General features: G+C 67.1%; 12 protein-coding genes. 4 read left to right on the forward strand and 8 right to left on the reverse strand.

Features of this window, described 5'->3' with window-relative positions; translation table 11 throughout:
- Positions 1-3: 3 nt before the first annotated feature.
- From acs to AB0M14_RS35585, 6 genes are all read right to left on the reverse strand, one after another.
- Positions 4-1,932, reverse strand: a complete 1,929-nt coding sequence (acs, locus tag AB0M14_RS35560; protein ID WP_365003778.1) for an acetate--CoA ligase — start codon at positions 1,930-1,932, stop codon at positions 4-6.
- Between the two features lie 106 nt (positions 1,933-2,038).
- A complete protein-coding gene (locus tag AB0M14_RS35565) occupies positions 2,039-3,682 on the reverse strand; it encodes a cation acetate symporter (protein WP_365003781.1) in 1,644 nt (547 codons plus the stop codon).
- On the reverse strand, positions 3,679-4,038 hold the full coding sequence (locus AB0M14_RS35570) for a DUF485 domain-containing protein (RefSeq protein WP_194819456.1): 360 nt from the start codon (positions 4,036-4,038) through the stop codon (positions 3,679-3,681). Before AB0M14_RS35570 ends, AB0M14_RS35565 begins: the two co-directional genes overlap by 4 nt.
- A gap of 144 nt (positions 4,039-4,182) precedes the next feature.
- The gene (locus AB0M14_RS35575) at positions 4,183-5,931 is read right to left on the reverse strand and encodes a cation acetate symporter (protein WP_365003786.1); all 1,749 of its coding nucleotides are present in this window, start codon (positions 5,929-5,931) and stop codon (positions 4,183-4,185) included.
- An 87-nt stretch (positions 5,932-6,018) separates the two neighbouring features.
- A complete protein-coding gene (locus tag AB0M14_RS35580) occupies positions 6,019-6,384 on the reverse strand; it encodes a hypothetical protein (RefSeq protein WP_365003789.1) in 366 nt (121 codons plus the stop codon).
- On the reverse strand, positions 6,381-7,190 hold the full coding sequence (locus AB0M14_RS35585; RefSeq protein ID WP_365003792.1) for a LytTR family DNA-binding domain-containing protein: 810 nt from the start codon (positions 7,188-7,190) through the stop codon (positions 6,381-6,383). The genes AB0M14_RS35580 and AB0M14_RS35585 overlap by 4 nt, the downstream gene beginning before the upstream one ends.
- Before the next feature lie 264 nt (positions 7,191-7,454).
- Here AB0M14_RS35585 and AB0M14_RS35590 point away from each other — a divergent pair, with 264 nt between their 5' ends.
- Positions 7,455-7,682, forward strand: a complete 228-nt coding sequence (locus AB0M14_RS35590) for a type II toxin-antitoxin system VapB family antitoxin (protein WP_365003795.1) — start codon at positions 7,455-7,457, stop codon at positions 7,680-7,682.
- On the forward strand, positions 7,679-8,110 hold the full coding sequence (locus AB0M14_RS35595; RefSeq protein WP_365003797.1) for a PIN domain-containing protein: 432 nt from the start codon (positions 7,679-7,681) through the stop codon (positions 8,108-8,110). The genes AB0M14_RS35590 and AB0M14_RS35595 overlap by 4 nt, the downstream gene beginning before the upstream one ends.
- Before the next feature lie 11 nt (positions 8,111-8,121).
- Here the strand turns inward: AB0M14_RS35595 and AB0M14_RS35600 are convergent, their stop codons facing one another.
- On the reverse strand, positions 8,122-9,321 hold the full coding sequence (locus AB0M14_RS35600) for a histidine kinase (RefSeq protein WP_365003800.1): 1,200 nt from the start codon (positions 9,319-9,321) through the stop codon (positions 8,122-8,124).
- A gap of 281 nt (positions 9,322-9,602) precedes the next feature.
- Here AB0M14_RS35600 and dnaE point away from each other — a divergent pair, with 281 nt between their 5' ends.
- The gene (gene dnaE / locus AB0M14_RS35605; RefSeq protein ID WP_365003803.1) at positions 9,603-13,154 is read left to right on the forward strand and encodes a DNA polymerase III subunit alpha; all 3,552 of its coding nucleotides are present in this window, start codon (positions 9,603-9,605) and stop codon (positions 13,152-13,154) included.
- A 4-nt stretch (positions 13,155-13,158) separates the two neighbouring features.
- On the opposite strand, the gene AB0M14_RS35610 is transcribed toward dnaE, so the two are convergent.
- Complete coding sequence (locus tag AB0M14_RS35610) at positions 13,159-13,566, reverse strand: PPOX class F420-dependent oxidoreductase (protein ID WP_365003806.1); 408 nt, start codon at positions 13,564-13,566, stop codon at positions 13,159-13,161.
- Between AB0M14_RS35610 and AB0M14_RS35615 the strand changes: the two genes are divergently transcribed.
- On the forward strand, positions 13,511-13,930 hold the full coding sequence (locus tag AB0M14_RS35615) for a MarR family winged helix-turn-helix transcriptional regulator (RefSeq protein ID WP_365003809.1): 420 nt from the start codon (positions 13,511-13,513) through the stop codon (positions 13,928-13,930). The two genes, AB0M14_RS35610 and AB0M14_RS35615, sit on opposite strands and share 56 nt — an antisense overlap.
- Positions 13,931-13,966 lie beyond the last annotated feature (36 nt).

Raw genomic sequence — 13,966 nt, forward strand, 5'->3', positions numbered from 1 at the left:
CGGTCAGCTCTTGGCGATGGCCTCGAAGACCTTGGGGTCCACCAGGGTCGAGGTGTCGCCCAGTTCGCGGCCCTCGGCCACGTCGCGCAGCAGGCGGCGCATGATCTTGCCGCTGCGGGTCTTCGGCAGTTCCGGCACCACGTGGATCTCGCGCGGGCGGGCGATGGGGCTGATCTCCCGGGAGACTTCGGCTTTCAGTTCCGCGACCAGTTCCGCGCCGGTGTCTCGCGCCTCGGCGGTGAGGATCACGAAGGCGACGATGGCCTGGCCGGTGGTCGCGTCGGTCGCGCCGACGACCGCGGCCTCGGCGACGCCGGAGTGGCCGACCAGGGCCGATTCGACTTCGGCGGTGGAGATGCGGTGGCCGGAGACGTTCATGACATCGTCCACGCGGCCGAGTACCCAGAGGTCGCCGTCGGCGTCGAGTTTGGCGCCGTCGCCGGCGAAATACCAGCCTTCGGAAGCGAAACGGTCCCAATAGGTTTCGCGGAAGCGGTCCATGTCGCCCCAGATACCGCGCAACATGGACGGCCACGGCTCGTCGAGGATCAGCAAGCCGGAACCGTTGTCGAGTACCGCGCCGTCGTCATCGACGACCTTGGCGCTGATGCCGGGCAGGGCGGCCATCGCGGCGCCGGGCTTGGTGGCGGTGACGCCGGGCAGCGGGGAGATCATGATGGCGCCGGTTTCGGTCTGCCACCAGGTGTCCACGATGGGGGTCTTGTCGCCGCCGATGACTTCGCGGTACCAGCGCCAGGCTTCGGGGTTGATCGGTTCGCCGACGCTGCCGAGCAGACGCAGCGAGGAGAGGTCGTGGGCGGCGGGAATCTCCTTGCCCCACTTCATGAACGTCCGCACCAGGGTCGGCGCGGTGTAATAGATGCTGACGCCGTACTTTTCGATGATCTGGAAATGCCGGTGCTCGTCGGGGGAGTTCGGGGTCCCTTCGTAGACCACCTGGGTGGTCCGGTTGGACAGTGGCCCGTAGACGATGTAGGTGTGTCCGGTGACCCAGCCGATGTCGGCGGTGCACCAGTAGACGTCTTGTCCGGCTTTGTGGTCGAAGACGTTGTGGTGGGTGTAGGAGGCTTGGGTGAGGTAGCCGCCGGTGGTGTGCAGGATGCCCTTGGGCTTTCCGGTGGTGCCGGAGGTGTAGAGGATGAACAGCGGGTGCTCGGCGTCGAAGGCCTGCGCCTCGTGATCGGGAGACGCGTCGGTGACGGTGTCGTGCCACCACAGGTCGCGGCCCTCGGTCCAGGGCACCTCGATTCCGGTGCGGCGCACCACGAGAACATGCTCGACCGAGGACGGCGCCCCGCCGAGCGCCTCGTCCACCGCGGCCTTGAGCGGCGCGGCGGTACCACGCCGCCACTGCCCGTCGGTGGTGATGATCAGCCGGGCCTGCGCGTCGTCGCAGCGCTGCCGCAGCGCGGTGGGGGAGAAGCCCGCGAACACCACCGAGTGCGTCAGGCCCAGCCGGGCGCACGCCAGCATCGCGATGATGGCCTCGGGCACCATCGGCATGTAGATCGCGACCCGGTCGCCCGCGCGCAGGCCCAATTCGGTGAAATAGTTTGCGGCCCTGGAGACTTCGGCCAGCAGCTCGCTGTAGGTGAGGTCCCGGGAATCGCCCGGCTCGCCCTCCCAGTGGATGGCGACCTGATCGCCGTGCCCGGCCAGCACGTGCCGGTCGACGCAGTTGTAGGCGACGTTGAGTTTGCCGTCGACGAACCACTTGGCCACGGGGGCGTCGGTCCAGTCCAGCACCTGTGACCACGGCTGCTCCCAGTGCAGCCGCCGCGCCTGCTCGGCCCAGAACTCGAGCCGGTCGGCAGCGGCCGAGTCGTACAGGGCCGCATCGGCATTGGCGGCCGCGGTGAACTCCGCGGTGGGCTCGAAGGCCGCGATGGCGTGGTCGGTCGCACTGGACACTGGGGAAACTCCTATCGAGAAATCAAGGGAGGCACGGAAGTTGGGCCCCGGCCTCCGCCGGGGCCCAACTGGACGCCGCGCCGTTGCGGCTATTCGCTACCGGCGATCAGTGCGCGATCGCCTTTTCAGCACCGACACCGGTGAGCGAACGAACTTCCATCTCCGCGGCCAGGGCCTGGCTCTCCTGCTTGCGGCCACCGATGAAGGTGCCGATCACGCCGAGCGCGAAAGCAAGTGGGATGGACACGATTCCGGGATTCGACAGCGGGAAGTAGTCGAAGTCCATGTCTTTGAGCATCGCGGTCTTGTTGCCCGACACCGCGGGCGAGAACACGATCAGCACGATGGTGGAGATCAAGCCGCCGTACATGCTGAACAGCGCACCTGTGGTGTTGAACCGCTTCCAGAACAGCGAGTACAGGATGGTCGGCAGATTCGCCGCCGCCGCGACCGCGAAGGCCAGCGCCACCAGGAACGCGATGTTCTGACCGTTGGCCAGAATGCCCAGGCCGATGGCCAAGACACCGATCACCACCGCGGTGATCCGGGAGACCCGCACCTGCTTGTTCTCATCGACGGTGCCCTTCTTGATGACACTGGCGTAGATGTCATGGGCGAAGGAGGCCGACGCGGTGATGGTCAGGCCCGCGACCACCGCGAGGATGGTCGCGAACGCTACCGCGGAGATCACGCCGAGCAGGATCACGCCGCCGAGTTCGAAGGCCAGCAACGGAGCCGCCGAGTTCTGTCCGCCCGCGGCGGCCAGGATCCGGTCCGGTCCGACGATCGCGGCCGCACCGTAGCCCAGCACCAGGGTGAACAGGTAGAAGGCGCCGATCAGCGCGATCGCCCAAACCACCGAGCGCCGTGCCTCTTTCGCGGTCGGCACCGTGTAGAAGCGCATCAGCACATGCGGTAGACCCGCGGTGCCCAGCACCAGCGCCAGGCCCAGCGACAGGAAGTTCAGCTTGGACATCGAGCTGCCGCCGTACTGCGCGCCGGGGGCGAGCACGTCGCGCGAGGCGACGGCCTTGTTCGTCGAGTCCGAGACCATGTTCTGGGCCGAGCCGAGGATCTCGGAGAGGTTGAAGCCGAACTTGGCGAACACCATGATCGTCATGAGCCCGGCGCCCGCGATCAGCAGCACCGCCTTGATGATCTGCACCCAGGTGGTGCCCTTCATGCCGCCGACCAGCACGTACACGATCATCAGCACGCCGACCACCGCGATCACCACGGCCTGACCGGACTTGCTGGAGATATCGAGCAGCAGCGCCACCAGGCCACCGGCGCCCGCCATCTGCGCGAGCAGGTAGAACAGCGACACCGTCAGTGTGGTGAGCGCGGCCGCGGTGCGCACCGGCCCCTGCTTGAGCCGGAAGCTCAACACGTCGGCCATGGTGAATTTGCCGGTGTTCCGGAGCATTTCGGCGACCAGCAGCAGCGCTACCAGCCACGCCACCAGGAAGCCGATGGAGTAGAGGAACCCGTCGTAGCCGTATACCGCGATGGCGCCGGCGATGCCGAGAAAGCTTGCGGCCGAAAGGTAGTCGCCCGCGATGGCGATGCCGTTCTGCGGGCCGGAAAAGCCGCGGCCACCGGTGAAGTAGTCCGCGGCGGTGCGGGTGTTGCGACTGGCCCGGATCACCACGACCATGGTGATCACGACGAACAGGCCGAAGATGGCGATATTAGCCAGCGGCTCACCGACGGTCTCGGCGGCCAGATACTGCGTAGTGGCGAGACTCATGCCTTATCGCCCTCCATGTAGTTGCGGATGGCGGCGGCGCGCGGGTCCAGTTCCTTGTTGGCGAACCGGACATAGAGGCCGGTGATCACGAAGGTGGACACGAACTGTCCGAGGCCGAGCAGCAGACCGGTGTTGATGTTGCCGAACACCTTGGTCGCCATGAAGTCGTGCGCGTAGGCGCCGAGCAGCACATAGCTCACGTACCAGAGCAGGAACAGCGCGGTCATCGGGAACACGAAGCGCCGCAGGCGGCTTCGCAGCTCCTGGAACTGGGGACTCGATTGCACCTCGGCGAAATCTTCGGCGCTCGGGACGCGGGGTGGCTCCGAGCCGCCCTTGTCGAGATCGATACTCATCAGGTTGGTCCTCGCTGTGACGTGGCTTACTGCGCTGAACGGTAACCGGAGCGTCATGAGGAATTGATGATGTGGCCCAGCTCACTCCGCGAAGGTGCGCAATTGTGCGCCGAACGGTCGGCGGGCCGCGACGAACGGTCGGCGCTAGCCGCCGTGCAGCCGGCGCTCCCGATCAGCGCCCATACCCAGTCGCTCGGGCGCGTGCATGCGCACGAAGATGCGGCCGACGCTGCGTGGCGGCAGACCCCGCGTCACCTTGCTGACCAGGATCATCGTCACGAACGCCAGCGGCACGCTGATCGCTGCGGGATAGCCGAGAATCGCGGCCGGCCACCCCCCGGCTACCGTGCCGGAGATCCCGCCCGTCACCGACACCACGGTGGCGCCGCCCGAGAGCAACCCGCCCGCCACCAATCCGGCCGCCGCGCCGGTCGCGGTCAGGCCGCGCCACCAGATGCCCAGGACCAGCAGCGGGCACAACGTGGAGGCGGCCACCGAGAACGCCAGCGCCACCGTGCGGGACAGGTCCAGCGAGGTGACCGTGACCGAAAGCACCAGCGGGACAAGGCCGGCCGTGAGCGCCGCGATCCGGAAATCCCGGATCCGCCCGCGCAGCATGTCGGTGCTGAGCACGCCCGCGATGCTGACCAGCAGCCCCGAGGAGGTGGACAGGAACGCCGCGATCGCACCGGCGGCCGCCAGCGCGGCCAGCAGTTGCCCGGGTAGTCCGCCGAGCACCGAACTCGGCAGCAGCACCACCGCCGCGTCCGAGGTCCCCGTGATCAGCAGCTGCGGAACATAAAGGCGCGCAAACACTCCCAGCAGAATCGGGCTCAGATAGAACACCCCCACCAGCCCGATCACCGCCAGCGCCGTCGCCCGCGCGGCCCGGCCATCCGGATTGGTATAGAACCGCACCAGCACGTGCGGCAACCCCATCGTCCCCAGGAACGTCGCGATGATCAGCGAATACACCTGATAGGTCGGATGCTGCCCGCCGAACCCGCCCCCCGGCGTCAACCAGGTCGCGCCGTCGGTCGGCGCCCCGCTCACCACCGGCACCGCCGATCCCGCCTCCAGCACCAGCTTCGTCCCGGCTCCTAGTTCGTGCGCCCCCGCCGCCAGGATCACCGTCGCGTCCAAGGCGCGCCCGTCGAGTTGCCCATCTATCGAAACCTGCTGTGGCGCAGCGACTTGCACCACCACATCGGTGCTCACGTCCACCGTGGTCCGCACCGTCACGACGGGCGGCGCCGGCGAGCCCAGCGGCCGATCCTCGGCGAGAAAATGCCCGAGCAGCACCATCGCCGGCAACGCCACCGCCGTCAACTTCAACCAATACTGAAACGCCTGCACCAACGTGATCGACCGCATCCCTCCCCCGGCCACATTCGCGATCACGATCGCCCCCACCGCCAGCGCCCCCACCCAGCTCGGCACCCCTAGCAAAATCCGCAAAGTAAGCCCAGCGCCCTGGAATTGCGGAATCAAATACACCCCGCACACCAGCACCACAACCACCGCCGACAGCCTGCGCAACCGCACCGACCCCAACCGGAACTCCGCGAAATCCGGCACGGTATAGGCCCCCGACCGCCGCAACGGCGCGGCCACGAACAACAACAGCCCCAGATACCCCGCCGTGAACCCCACCGGATACCACAACGCATCGGCCCCATACTTGGCGATCAACCCCGCAACCCCGAGAAACGAAGCAGCCGAAAGATATTCGCCCGAGATCGCCGCGGCATTCCACCGCGGCCCCACACTCCGCGAAGCGACCAGAAAATCGGAAGTAGTACGCGCCATCCGCACGCCGTACGCCCCGATCGCCACCGTAGCCAGCGCCGCGAAAAGCAACGCGAACACGGTCAGCAAAGGCGCGGTCCCCATCACAGCCCGCACCGCATCACCCCGGCCCCGTCGTCCCGCCCTGCGGTCAGCAGAGACCCGGCGGAGTGGTGCGGATGCGTATTCACCTCAGTCCTCGGCCAGTTCGAGGAAGTCGTGCTCGTTGCGTTCGGCCAGGTGGCGGTAGAGCCAGCCGACGGCGTAGAGGGCGGGGTACACCAGGAAGCCGAGCAGCAGCCAGGGGAGGCGGATGCCGAGGAGGACCAGGGACCCGATCGATTCGATGCGGAAAAGCAGCGGCAGGGCGCACAGTACGAGCACCGTGACCAGGGCCATGCGCAGGGCGAGGCCGAGTTGGGCGCGGATCAGGCCGCCGATCAGCGCTTCACCTATCTCGGTTTGCTCCGCTACTTCGAGGCGGGTGTGGATGCGGCGGGCGCCGCGGCGTTCGGCGAGGACGACGCGCTGGCGGACCGGACGCTGCGGGCCCGTCATCGAGTAGTCCAGGTTTGCCGGGGGCCGTTGATCAGTCGCTGCTTCAGTTCGCGCACTTGGCGGCGGCTCACCGGAAGCTCGACCGCGCCGGCGTTGCCTTCGGCGCGCAGGCACACCACGGTGCCGGTGCCGACGGTGCGCAGGCCGGTCACCAGGCGCAACGCCACCAGATAGGAGCGGTGCACGCGCAGGAAACCGGCGTTCTCCCAGCGTGATTCGAGCGCCGACAGCGGAATTCGCACCAGGTGTGAGCCGTCGCTGGTGTGCAGCCGGGCGTAGTCGCCGTCGGCTTCCACCCAGCTGACGCTGGACCGCGGCACCAGCGTGGTCACGCCGCCGAGCTCCACGGGGATGACCTCGTTCGGATCGGCGCGCGGCTGCTCGGGCGCGGGTGCGCTCGATTCGGCTGCGGCGCCGCGCGTCCCGGCGATCCGGCGCACTGCCTCGGCGAGCCGCGCCTCCCGCAACGGCTTCAGTAGATAGTCCACCGCGCCCAGATCGAAGGCGGCGACCGCCCGATCATCGTGTGCGGTCACGAACACCACGGCGGGCGGATTCGCGAACTCCGACAGGATCCCGGCCAGCTCCATCCCGTCCAGCCCGGGCATGTTGATGTCGAGGAACACCGCGTCGACCGAATGCGCGCGCAGCACCCGCAGCGCCTCCGTCGCATCGCCCGCGCCGAAAACCTCGCCGACCTCGGGGTGCGCGTGCAGCAGGTACACCAGCTCATCCAGTGCGGGTTTCTCGTCGTCGACCGCCAAGATCTGCAAATTCGCTGGCGGGCTGTCGGTGGTGCCTGTCACAATTGCTCCATCGTAGAGCTTCGCTCCGATGCCGGTGGGGGCCCCATGCCATCGGATGCAGAGGGCGGGCCGGCTTTATCGCAAGAGAGTTCACCGCACCGATTCCTGTGACCTGCCCAGGCGTGCGGTGCCCGGCGCAGCCCTGCGCCGGGGCAGTGTGCCCGGCGCCGATCGCCGCGGACTCGCCATTATCTGCAACCCTCCTGCGCTTTCCCGACTACCCTTATGTATGGAAGGCATGGATTGTATATATGGAGGTCCAATATGACCGTGACGACGATCGATCTGGACGACGAACTGCTGATGAAGGCCATGCGCTTGAGCGGTGGCGCGACGAAGAAGGAGGTAGTGAACATGGCACTGCGGGAGTACGTGGAGCGACAGGATCGGGCCGCCCAACGGGAGCGCTTCTTCGACAGCTTGTCGGAGGAGTCCTACCAGCACTGGAAGCGGATCCACGAGGCAGAGAAGGGCAGGCCGTTCGAGGAATGATCCGCTACCTCATCGACTCGTCCGCACTCTGGCGCCTGAGGCGTGATCGGGATTTGCACGAGGCGTGGGCAGAGTTGATCGACCTGCGCCTGATTGGCTCATGTGCACCGCAGCGCGTGGAATTTCTGCGCTCGACAAAGAACGCGGCGGAGTATGAGGTTTGGCGAGACGATCTCCTCGAGATGTTTCCGGAGGCGCCGCTGCCGAAGCAGGTTTGGAGGTGGGTCGATACCGCACAACATCATTTGGCGGAGTACGGCGTGTTGAGTGCGTTGTCCCCCGTGGATCTGATGATCTGCGCGACAGCCGTCCATCACGGGTTGACAATCCTGCACGACGACAAGGATTTCCGCACCGTGTCTCGATACCTGCCCGAAATCGCTCAGATGTCGATTTACGCAGGACAGGAGGGTGGCGCGCCTAGCTGAGTGGTCGTAGCTCACGCCTGAATCCCGGCGCGGAACTTAGGAACGCGCATGCTGACCTTGGTGCCCGCGCCGGGTGCGGTGTCCACGACCAGGCCGTAATCGTTGCCGAACGCGGCCCGTAGCCGGTCGTCGACATTGGCCAGGCCGACATGCGCGGATTCGGCCGAACGCGCTGGCCCGGAGCCGGTTTCGACCGCATCCAAAGCCCCGGATCGCAACAGATCCGGGTCCATTCCCGCTCCGTCATCCTCCACGCTGATCACACAGTCGGTCCCCGCGTCGGCGGCGACAATGCTCACGATCCCGCGCCCGCCCGACCCACCCAGCCCATGCCGCACCGCGTTCTCCACCAGCGGCTGCAACGCCAGGAACGGCAGCACCACACCCAGCACCTCGGGCGCGATTTGCAGTCGCACCTGGAGTGCGTCACCGAAGCGCGCTCGTTCCAATTCCAGATACCGCTCGATATTGCGCAATTCGTCGGCCAGCACCGTGAATTCCCCGGCGGTCCGGAACGAATAGCGAGTGAAGTCGGCGAATTCGAGGATCAGCTCCCGCGCCCGATCCGGATCGGTGCGCACGAACGAGGCGATGGTGTTCAACGCGTTGTAGATGAAATGCGGGCTGATCTGCGCGCGCAACGCCCGCACCTCGGCCCGGTCCAGCCGCGCCCGCGACGCGTCCAGCTCCGCCAATTCCAGCTGACCGCAGGCATATCGGGCAACCTCCGCGACCGCGCCGAGCCGCCCAGGCCCCGGCTGCCCCGTCATCACCACCCCCAAAGCTCCCGCGACGCCCGCGTTCTCGATCAGCAGCGGCTGCGCGATCAACGTGCGCCCGGTGTGCTCGGCCCGCCCCGGACCCGGCACCAACACCGGCCGCTCGGTGGCGACGGCCCGTTTGGCGGCATCGGTGAAATATTCGGCGAGCTCGGCATGCGGCCCGTCCCAGGCCAGCAGCGTCCCATCCGCGTCGGCGACCCCGAGCGCCTCACCGCCGGTGAGTTCGCGCAGATGCGGCGCCGCCTCCTGCGCCGACCGATCGGTCAGCCCGCCCCGCAGCGGCCGCGCCGCCAGCGAGGCGGTGTGCAGCGCCGAATACACCGCGCGCTCCGCGGGCGTCGTCACCACGCGCCGGGTCCGCGACCACACCAGCAGCGCGACGGCCAGCAGCACGGCCGAAACCGTCACTGCCACAACCGCGGTCGTCACCGCGGACCAGACGTGCCCGCCGGGTGCGTACCCGGGCGGCGAGACAGCGGCGCATCCATGCGCTGATTATGGTCGCAACGCCCGTGTGCCGAGGCGTTGCCCCGGCGGCTTTCGGCCATCGACCTAGCGGATTTTCGTCGCTTCTCCCGACACTCCGGTGATCTCCACCACGACGCGCCGATGATCGTGCAGACCCCGCGCGCCGGTGCGAAAACCTGTCCCCGGGGGCGCATAGACTCCCTACCGCCAACCCCCGTCGAGACAAGGGAGGAAGGACCGTCTTGGCTGCCTCGTCCGGATCGTTCGTTCACCTGCACAACCACACCGAGTACTCCATGCTCGACGGTGCCGCCAAGATTTCTCCGCTGTTCACAGAGGCGAAACGGCTCGGGATGACGGCGGTCGGCATGACCGACCACGGCAATATGTATGGCGCCTCGGAGTTCTACAACTCCGCGAAGAGCGCCGGCATCACGCCGATCATCGGCATCGAGGCCTACATCGCGCCGGCCTCCCGCTTCGACACCAAGCGTGTGCTGTGGGGCGATCCGAGCCAGAAGGGCGACGACGTCTCCGGCTCCGGCGCCTACACCCACATGACCATGGTCGCCGAGAACGCGACCGGTTTGCGTAACCTGTTCAAGCTGTCGAGCCTGGCCTCCATCGAAGGTCAGCTGGGCAAGTGGGCCCGGATGGACGAGGAGATCATCGCCCAGTACGCCGAGGGCATCATCGCCACCACCGGCTGCCCCTCGGGCGAGGTGCAGACCCGCCTGCGCCTGGGCCACGACCGCGAAGCCCTCGAGGCCGCCGCGAAGTGGCAGGAGATCTTCGGCAAGGACAACTTCTTCCTCGAGGTGATGGACCACGGTCTGTCCATCGAGCGCCGGGTCCGCGAGGGCCTGATCAATGTCGGTAAGCAGCTGGGCATTCCGGCGCTGGCCACCAACGACTGCCATTACGTCACCAAGGATCAGTCCACCAACCACGAGGCGCTGCTGTGCATTCAGACCGGCAAGACGCTGTCCGACCCCACCCGCTTCAAATTCGACGGTGACGGCTACTACCTGAAGTCCGCCGAGGAGATGCGGGCGATCTGGGACGCCGAAGTGCCGGGGGCGTGCGACAACACCGTGCTGATCGGCGAACGCATCCAGTCCTACGACGACGTGTGGGCGTTCAAGGACCGCATGCCGGTGTTCCCCGTCCCCGAGGGCGAGGACCAGGATTCCTGGCTGCGCAAGGAAGTCGACCGCGGCCTGGCCCGCCGGTTCGCCGGCGGCACGGTTCCCGAGGAGTACTACTCCCGCGCCTACTTCGAACTCGACGTCATCAAGCAGAAGGGCTTCCCGGCCTACTTCCTCGTCGTCGGCGACCTCGTCGAGCACGCCAAAGAGGTCGGCATCCGCGTCGGTCCCGGCCGTGGTTCGGCCGCCGGCTCGCTGGTCGCCTACGCGCTGGGCATCACCAATATCGATCCGATCCCGCACGGCCTGCTGTTCGAACGGTTCCTGAACCCGGAACGCCCGTCCGCCCCCGATATCGATATCGACTTCGACGATCGCCGCCGCGGTGAGATGGTCCGCTACGCCACCGAGAAGTGGGGCAGCGACCGGGTCGCCCAGGTGATCACCTTCGGCACCATCAAGACCAAGGCCGCGATCAAGGACTCCGCGCGAGTTCTGTTCGGCCAGCCCGGTTTCGCCATCGCCGACCAGATCTCCAAGGCGCTGCCGCCGCCGATCATGGCCAAGGACATCTCGGTCGCCGGCATCACCGACCCGGACCACGAGCGCTACAAGGAAGCCGCCGAGGTCCGCGAGCTCATCGGATCCAACCCCGATGTCGCCAAGATCTACGAGACCGCGCGCGGCCTGGAGGGCCTGATCCGCAACGCGGGCGTGCACGCCTGCGCGGTCATCATGTCCTCCGAACCGCTGCTGGACACCATCCCGATCTGGAAGCGCGCCCAGGACGGCGCCATCATCACCGGCTGGGACTATCCGTCCTGCGAGGCCATCGGCCTGCTGAAGATGGACTTCCTGGGTCTGCGCAACCTCACCGTCATCGGTGACGCCCTGGAGAACGTCAAGGCCAACCGCGGTCTCGACCTCGACATGGACAACCTGCCGCTGGACGACCCCGCCACCTACGAATTGCTGTCCCGCGGTGACACTCTGGGCGTCTTCCAGCTCGACGGCGGCCCCATGCGTGACCTGCTGCGCCGTATGCAGCCGACCGGCTTCAACGACATCGTCGCCGTGCTCGCGCTGTACCGCCCCGGCCCGATGGGCATGAACGCGCACAACGACTACGCCGATCGCAAGAACGGCCGGCAGCCGATCACCCCGATCCATCCGGAGCTGGAGGAACCACTCGCCGACATCCTCGCCGAAACCTATGGTCTGATCGTCTATCAGGAACAGATCATGTTCATCGCGCAGAAGGTCGCCTCCTACTCCATGGGTAAGGCCGACGCGCTGCGTAAGGCCATGGGTAAGAAGAAGCTCGAGGTGCTGGAGGCCGAGTACAAGGGCTTCCGCGAGGGCATGATGAACAACGGCTTCTCCGAGGCCGCGGTGAAGGCCCTCTGGGACACCATCCTTCCGTTCGCCGGGTACGCGTTCAACAAGTCGCACGCAGCCGGCTACGGCCTGGTGTCGTTCTGGACCGCTTATCTGAAGGCCAACTATCCGGCCGAGTACATGGCCGGCCTGCTCACCTCGGTCGGTGACGACAAGGACAAGGCCGCGGTCTACCTGTCGGACTGCCGCCGCCTCGGCATCACGGTGCTCCCGCCGGACGTCAACGAGTCCGAGATGAACTTCGCCTCGGTCGGCGCCGACATCCGCTTCGGTCTGGGCGCGGTCCGCAATGTCGGCGCCAACGTGGTCTCCTCGATCATCGCCGCGCGCAAGGAGAAGTCGAAGTTCACCGACTTCTCCGACTATCTGAACAAGATCGACGCGGTGGCCTGCACCAAGAAGGTCACCGAATCTCTGGTCAAGGCAGGCGCTTTCGATTCGCTCGGGCATCCCCGCAAGGGCTTGCTGCTGATCCACTCCGACGCCATCGACGCGGTGATGACCACCAAGAAGGCCGAGGCGATCGGCCAGTTCGACTTGTTCGGCGGCGTGGACGCCGACGATTCGATCGCCTCGGTGTTCAATGTCGCGGTCCCCGACGACGAATGGGAGACCAAGCACAAGCTCGCGCTGGAGCGGGAAATGCTCGGCCTCTACGTCTCCGGCCATCCGCTCAACGGCGTCGAGCACGTGCTGGCCGCGCAGGTCGACACCCAGATCCCGGCGATCCTGGAGGGCGATGTCTCCGACGGCGCCCAGGTCACCATCGGCGGCATCCTCGCCTCGGTGAACCGCCGGATCAACAAGAACGGCCTGGCCTGGGCCTCGGCCCAGCTCGAGGATCTGACCGGTGGCGTCGAGGTGCTGTTCTTCCCGCAGTCGTACTCGGTGTACGGCATGGACGTGGTCGAGGACGCGGTGGTCCTGGTCAAAGCCCGGGTCTCGGTCCGCGACGACCGAATCTCCTTGATCGCCAACGATCTCGTCGTCCCCGACCTGTCCGCGATCGGCGTCGCCAAACCGCTGTCGGTCATCCTGACCACCCGCATGTGCACCCCCGACAAGATCGGCGAACTCAAGCGGGTGCTCTCCCGGCACCCCGGTACCTCCGACGTCCATGTCCGCCATGTCGGCTCTCGCGAGAAGACCACCCTCATGAAACTGGGGGACAACCTGCGGGTCTCGCCTTCTTCGGCCCTGATGGGCGACCTGAAAGCGCTGCTCGGCCCGGGCTGCCTGGGCGGCTGACGGCCTACTGCGACGTGGTGCGGGTGGGACGCACGACCAGGATCACCCGGCGTTCGGCGTCCCCCACCGGCCGCTCGTAGTCCAGGCCGTACCGGCGCGCGAGCACGTCGAAGAACTCGCCCTGCGGGTCCGGTTCGACGCGCTCGACCACGCCGCGAACCTCCAGGTAGCGGTATGGCTGCTCCGGATCGTTCACCGAGAACGACACCGCCGGATCGGCGACCACGCTGCGGTGTTTGCGGCGGTCCCGAGTGGTGGTGAAGCGGAGGAACTCGCCATCCCACAGCGCCCACATCGGGTTCACCTGCGGCTGATTGTCAGGACCGGTGACGGCGAGGTGGCCGAACAGAGAGGGAATGCCCCCGGAGGAACGCCTCGGCCTGGACGTCAAACGCGCCGAGCAAGCCCTCATCGCCGCCAAACACGCGGCGGTCAAACCGCTGACCGTCCCGCAGTACGCCGCCCTGTTCGCGTTGTCGTCAACACCGGGCGCGTCCTCGGCGGCGCTGGCCCGCGCCTGCCTGGTCACCCCGCAGGCCATGACCGTCGTCCTGAAGAACCTGGTCGATCTCGGCTACGTAGAGCGCACCCCGCACCCGCTGCACGCGCACGTGCTGGAAACGCATCTGACCACGGCGGGCCGCCGCGCCCTGGCCGCCGCCGACCAGGCCGCCGTCGCCATCGAACGCCGGATCGCCGCTGCTTTCACGCCTGCTGAACGCGAAACGCTCCGCGCCCTGTTGTCCCGTTTTGTCACAGCGATCGACGACGTCTGACCGGGAGCAGCCGGGCGGTCCGATGGCTGTGCGGCC

Origin of the sequence: Nocardia sp. NPDC051832 (genome assembly GCF_040681285.1) — a bacterium.
Classification (GTDB): Bacteria; Actinomycetota; Actinomycetes; order Mycobacteriales; family Mycobacteriaceae; genus Nocardia.

Excerpts from the sequence above, each read along its gene's own strand:
- AB0M14_RS35565 (WP_365003781.1), bottom strand. The coding sequence starts at position 3,682 with ATGAGTCTCGCCACTACGCAGTATCTGGCCGCCGAGACCGTCGGTGAG.
- AB0M14_RS35570 (WP_194819456.1), bottom strand. The coding sequence starts at position 4,038 with ATGAGTATCGATCTCGACAAGGGCGGCTCGGAGCCACCCCGCGTCCCG.
- AB0M14_RS35575 (WP_365003786.1), bottom strand. The coding sequence starts at position 5,931 with ATGGGGACCGCGCCTTTGCTGACCGTGTTCGCGTTGCTTTTCGCGGCG.
- AB0M14_RS35580 (WP_365003789.1), bottom strand. The coding sequence starts at position 6,384 with ATGACGGGCCCGCAGCGTCCGGTCCGCCAGCGCGTCGTCCTCGCCGAA.
- AB0M14_RS35590 (WP_365003795.1), top strand. The coding sequence starts at position 7,455 with ATGACCGTGACGACGATCGATCTGGACGACGAACTGCTGATGAAGGCC.
- AB0M14_RS35595 (WP_365003797.1), top strand. The coding sequence starts at position 7,679 with ATGATCCGCTACCTCATCGACTCGTCCGCACTCTGGCGCCTGAGGCGT.
- AB0M14_RS35615 (WP_365003809.1), top strand. The coding sequence starts at position 13,511 with ATGCCCCCGGAGGAACGCCTCGGCCTGGACGTCAAACGCGCCGAGCAA.
- AB0M14_RS35610 (WP_365003806.1), bottom strand. The coding sequence starts at position 13,566 with ATGAGGGCTTGCTCGGCGCGTTTGACGTCCAGGCCGAGGCGTTCCTCC.